A 4,968-nucleotide genomic window follows, 5' to 3' on the forward strand; every position below is an offset into this window, starting at 1 on the left:
ATCGGTGCTCTCGGTCGTCGGCTTCGTGATGGCCGCCCTGCTCAGCCTGGTGATCTAGCCGGGTACGCACCGGCGCGGCCCGCCCCCCCGGGGGGGGGGGGGGGGGCGGGGGCGGGCGGGGGCGCGGCCCCCGGGGGCGGGGGGGGGGGGCGGGGGGCGCGGGGCCGCCGGTCGGCCGGCCCGGGCCGCGATCCGGGCCCGGCCGGATGCCGGGTGCGTTCGCCCCGATGGGTTCCCGGCACATCGCAAGATTATCCACAGCCTGTGGATAATCCCCGTCGGCGCCGAGCCCCACCCCCATCAAGGCCCCACCAAAGCCCCCCAACACAGCAGTGCGGCGCCGGTCTCCGATACGGGGGTGAACGGAGTCCGGCGCCGCACTGTGGTGCGGACCCGGCAGGTGCTCACGCGGCCCGCGTCGTCACGGGGGTCGCGCTGCCGGGGGGCCCGGGGGCCCGGTTGGTTCAGGGGGCGGGGCGGCGGTCGGCCGCCCCGCGCCACCGGTCGGTTCGGGCGCTAGTTGCTCATGTCGCGCCGCTTGAGCCCGGCCAGACCGCCCGCCAGCAGGACGGCGGTCAGCAGGATCATCCACAGGAACGGGGTGGCCGTGATGTCGCCGCCCGGCACCTTCGGCAGGTGGCCGAAGGGCGACAGGTTCATCACCGACTGGGACAGCTCCATCGCCGGGCCGAGCCAGCCGATGGCCACCACGAACCCGACCACGCCCCAGGTGGCCGACGTGAACTTCGGGGCCACCCCGAACAGGAACACCGCGATCGAGGTGATCACCCACACCGCGGGGGCCTGCAACAACGTCGCGCCGAGCACCCGCGGCACCTCGCCGCCGAGGTCGCCGGAGGCGGCCCCGTACGCGACGCCGAGCGCCAGCCCGCCGGCGGCGAGGATGACGACCGGGCCCAGGTAGGCGACGACCAGATGGCTGGCCGCCCACTGCACCCGGCTGACCGCGTTCGACAGCAGCGGCTCCGCGCGCTGGTCGGTCTCCTCGGCGCGCAGCCGCAGCACGGCGCTCGCGGTGTGGATGGTGACGACCAGGCCCAGGATGCCGACCATCGACGCGAGGAACGCGTCCGTCAGACCCTCCTGACCGCCCATCCGCAAGAACGTGTCGCGGGTGCTCTCGCTGTCGCCGAGGAAGTCCTCGGCGCCGTCCGCGATCCCGCCGAACACCGCACCGGCGAAGGCCAACCCGGCCGCCCAGGCCAGCAGCGTGCCGCGCTGGAGACGCCAGGCAAGCCCGTACACGGTGGCCAGACCTGCGCTCGCGGAGGCGGGGCCGGGGCGGGAGGCGAAGAAGCTGGCGCCGATGTCCCGGCGACCGGCCAGCGCGTACGCCACGCCGATGGCCACCGCGGTCAGCAGGGCAAGGAGCAGCAGCGCCCACCAGCGCTCGTTCGCGTACGGCCGGGCGTTCTCCGCCCAGCCCAGCGGCGAGAGCCAGACCAGCACGTGGCTGGAGCCGTCGGAGGCGTCCTTCGCCGCGTCGCCGCCCATGCGCAGCACGAACGCGGCGCCCACGGCGGCCGACGCGAGGCCCCTGGCCACCCGGGCGTTCTCGGTGATCTGCGCGGCGACCGCGGCGATGGCGCCGAAGACCATGCCGCTCAGCCCCACCGCGAGCCCGAGCGCCAGCGCACCGCTGCCGCCCTGGCCGGCCAGGCTGCCCGCGATGAGCAGCGTGACGATGCCGTTGGCGATGCCGACCGTGATCAGCGCCGAGGTCAGCCCGGCCCGACGGCCCACCATGCCGGAGGACAGCGCCTCCTGGCGGCCCGTCTCCTCTTCCTCCCGGGTGTGCCGGATGACCAGCAGCAGGCTCATGATCGCGGCGAAGACGGTGAGGAAGGACCCCACCCGCCACACCGTCAGGGCGCCCAGCGAATCGTCGAAGGCCGCACCGAACAGCGCCCGCGTGGAGCCGTTGGCGTTCATGTCGTGGGCCAGGTCGGCGCGCTTCTGGGCGGTGTCGTACGAGCTGTCGAGCCGGCTGACGGTGCTGCTGGCCGACAGGCCGAGGCACAGCACCCAGATCGGCAGCATGATCCGGTCGCGGCGCAGCGCCAGCCGCAACAGGGTCCCCGTGCCGGCCAGGTCGCGGGAGCCGCCCTTGGGCGGCGCCGCGATCCGGGCGTTCGCTACCGCGGTCATCGCGCGATCGCCTCTTCCCGCGCGGAGTCGTCCTGGTAGTGGCGGAGGAAGAGCTCTTCGAGGGTGGGCGGCGTGGAGATGAGGCTGCGCACGCCCGCCTCGCTGAGCTGCTTGACCACCGCGTTGAGCTTGTCGGTGTCCACCTGGAGCTTGACCCGGCGGCCCTGGACGTCGACGTCGTGCACGCCGGGGAGCGAGGCCAGCCCGTTCGGCGCGCTGTCCAGTTCGGCCGTCACCGAGGTGCGCGTCAGGTGGCGCAGCGAGGACAGTGAACCGGTCTCGACGGTCTTGCCCTTGCGGATGATGCTCACCCGGTCACAGAGCGCCTCGACCTCGCTGAGGATGTGGCTGGACAGCAGCACGGTCCGGCCGCGGTCACGCTCCTCGGAGACGCAGTCCCGGAAGACCTCTTCCATCAGCGGGTCGAGGCCCGAGGTCGGCTCGTCGAAGATCAGCAGCTCGACGTCGGACGCGAACGCCGCGACCAGCGCCACCTTCTGCCGGTTGCCCTTGGAATAGGTGCGGCCCTTCTTGGTCGGGTCCAGGTCGAACCGCTCCAGGAGCTCCGCGCGCCGGGTCTTGTCCAGGCCGCCGCGCAGCCGCCCGTACAGGTCGATGACCTCGCCGCCGCTCAGGTTGCGCCACAGCGTGACGTCACCGGGGACGTACGCGAGCCGCTTGTGCAGCTCGACCGCGTCGTGCCACGGGTCCTGGCCGAGGAGTTGAACGGCGCCACTGGTCGCCCGGAGCAGCCCGAGCAGGACGCGGATCGTGGTGGATTTGCCCGCGCCGTTGGGGCCGAGGAAGCCGTGCACCTCGCCTGTCGCGACGTCGAGGTTGAGGCCGTCCAGTGCGTGTGTCCGGCCGAAGGACTTGTGGAGGTCGGACACGGTGATTGCCGTCGTCATGAGGCCGAAGCTACTCTTCTTTCAGAAATTTGTGAAGTTAAGGAAACGTATAATCGGTGGGGAGGCTTTGAGTAGCCGGGGATGATGGGTGTTGGGCGAGACGACGGAGTTCAAGATGACGGAACTCAAGGCGGCCGAACCGGTGGACGGGGCGGACGCCGACCGGGCCGCGGCCACGGCGGATGACCGAAGCGTCCGGACCGGCCCGGCCCCCCCCCCCCCCCGGGGGGGAGGGGCGGCCCCCGCGGCACCCCCGCCCCCCCCCCCCCCCCCCCCCCCCGCCGCGGTCGGCGAACGGGACCAGACCCGCCGCGGGGCCGGCCGCTGCTTCGGGCGCTGCGCCGGCCGCTGCTTCCGGTGCCGCCCCGGGTGCCGAGGCCGCGGGGCAGGAGGCGCCGTCCGGGCGGGACGAGGACGCGGTGAGCCGGTTCATCGAGCGGTTCGCCGCCGAACTGGTGGAGGCCGGCCTCCAGCGCATGGCCTCCCGGGTCTTCGCCGCGCTGCTGGTCTCCGACACCGGCTCGCTCACCTCGGCCGAACTGGCCGAGCAACTGCGGATCAGCCCGGCCGCGGTCTCCGGCGCGATCCGGTACCTCTCGCAGGTCCACATGGTCGGCCGGGAGCGCGAACCGGGCTCCCGCCGCGACCGGTACCAGGTCCACACGGAGCTCTGGTACGAGACGATCACCCGCCGCGACCAGGTCCTCTCCCGCTGGGAAGTGACGCTGCGGGACGGCGCGGACGCGCTGGGCCGGGACACCCCGGCGGGGGAGCGGATGGCCGAGACGGCGGATTTCTTCGAGTACCTCCAGGGCGAGATGCTCGCGATAATGGACCGTTGGCGCGAGCAACAGTCGGTGCGCAGGGAGGGCCGCGCAGCGCTGGGCGGCTAGCCGCCGGGCCCGTGCGGGGCGGCTCCGCCCCACCGCGACGGATGGCCACTGCCCCCGGACAAGTGGTTGCGCCCCACTGTGGTGAATGGTTCCTGCGCTGCCGCGGCGGGCGGTTTCCACCTCCCCACTGGGTCGAATGGGCACCGCCTCACCGGGGCGAATGGTTCCTGCGCCGGCCGTCCCCCCACCGTGCCGGCGCGGCCCCCGCGGATCGGCCGGCTCACTGACCGGCCGGCGTCCCGGGGTGGCCCTCGCGCGGTGGCCCGGGGCGGCCGGCGCGACGCCGTACAGGCCGTACGCGCACCCGCCGTGCAAGGCACGCATGCTTCACGCGCGTACCGCCGCACACGGCATGGGCCGTGCGCGCGTACCCGCCGGACACGGCATGCGGGCCGTGCGTGCGCAGGAGCCGCAGTCGCCGGCAGGCCCCCGCCACGCCCGCCGTGCACGCGGCCGGCGTCACACCCAACACCCACCGCACAAGCCACCCGCACCACACCCGCCGTACGCGTCTCACCCGCCGATGCGAGCCACCCCGCCGCGCCCTAGCGCGGCAGCGTGACAGACCACGCGTCCGGGAGGAGTCGCCAGGTGCGGGTGCGGACCGGGCCCGCGGTGACCGCGTCCGCGCGGTAGCGGAAGTCGGGGCCCGAGACCGTCACGGCCCGGGCCGCCAGCCGTACCGGGCCGCCCGACGCGTGTCCGTACACCACCACCTCGGCCAGCCCGCGCCGCGCGGTGTCGGTGTCGGGAGGGCGGGCCTGGTTGTCGTCCGCCGGGTGGGTCCGAGCGGCTTCGGCGAGCGGGCCGGTGGCCACCGACACGCGTTCCACCGGGTGGTCGAGATCGGCGAGGAGCACCCCGTCCGCCTCCACCCGCAGCCGGGTCACCGGCTGCCTGGCCCGGCGCCCGCCAGCTCCGGCGCGCCCGGAGACCGGCGTGGTCAGCAGGGCGAGCGCGGTACGGGCCGTACGGGCCGCCGGCGACCACCACGGCCC

The 4,968-nt window shown here is 74.4% G+C and carries 3 protein-coding genes and 1 pseudogene; 1 reads left to right on the forward strand and 3 read right to left on the reverse strand.

The genetic code is table 11. From position 1 onward, the window contains the following. Positions 1-516: 516 nt before the first annotated feature. Positions 517-2,169, reverse strand: a complete 1,653-nt coding sequence (locus AAHZ94_RS28335; RefSeq protein ID WP_349996403.1) for an ABC transporter permease — start codon at positions 2,167-2,169, stop codon at positions 517-519. Continuing rightward, complete coding sequence (locus AAHZ94_RS28340) at positions 2,166-3,077, reverse strand: ABC transporter ATP-binding protein (RefSeq protein WP_349996405.1); 912 nt, start codon at positions 3,075-3,077, stop codon at positions 2,166-2,168. The genes AAHZ94_RS28335 and AAHZ94_RS28340 overlap by 4 nt, the downstream gene beginning before the upstream one ends. A gap of 419 nt (positions 3,078-3,496) precedes the next feature. On the opposite strand from AAHZ94_RS28340, the gene AAHZ94_RS28345 reads away from it, so the two are divergent. Further along, positions 3,497-3,970 (forward strand): GbsR/MarR family transcriptional regulator, encoded by a 474-nt coding sequence (locus AAHZ94_RS28345; RefSeq protein WP_349996407.1) that lies wholly within the window; start codon positions 3,497-3,499, stop codon positions 3,968-3,970. A gap of 545 nt (positions 3,971-4,515) precedes the next feature. On the opposite strand, the pseudogene AAHZ94_RS28350 reads toward AAHZ94_RS28345, so the two are convergent. Beyond that, positions 4,516-4,968, reverse strand: a pseudogene (locus tag AAHZ94_RS28350) (hypothetical protein); the annotation flags it as partial.

It is taken from the genome of Streptomyces sp. HSW2009 (assembly GCF_040240285.1).
In the GTDB taxonomy this organism is placed as follows: domain Bacteria; phylum Actinomycetota; class Actinomycetes; order Streptomycetales; family Streptomycetaceae; genus Streptomyces.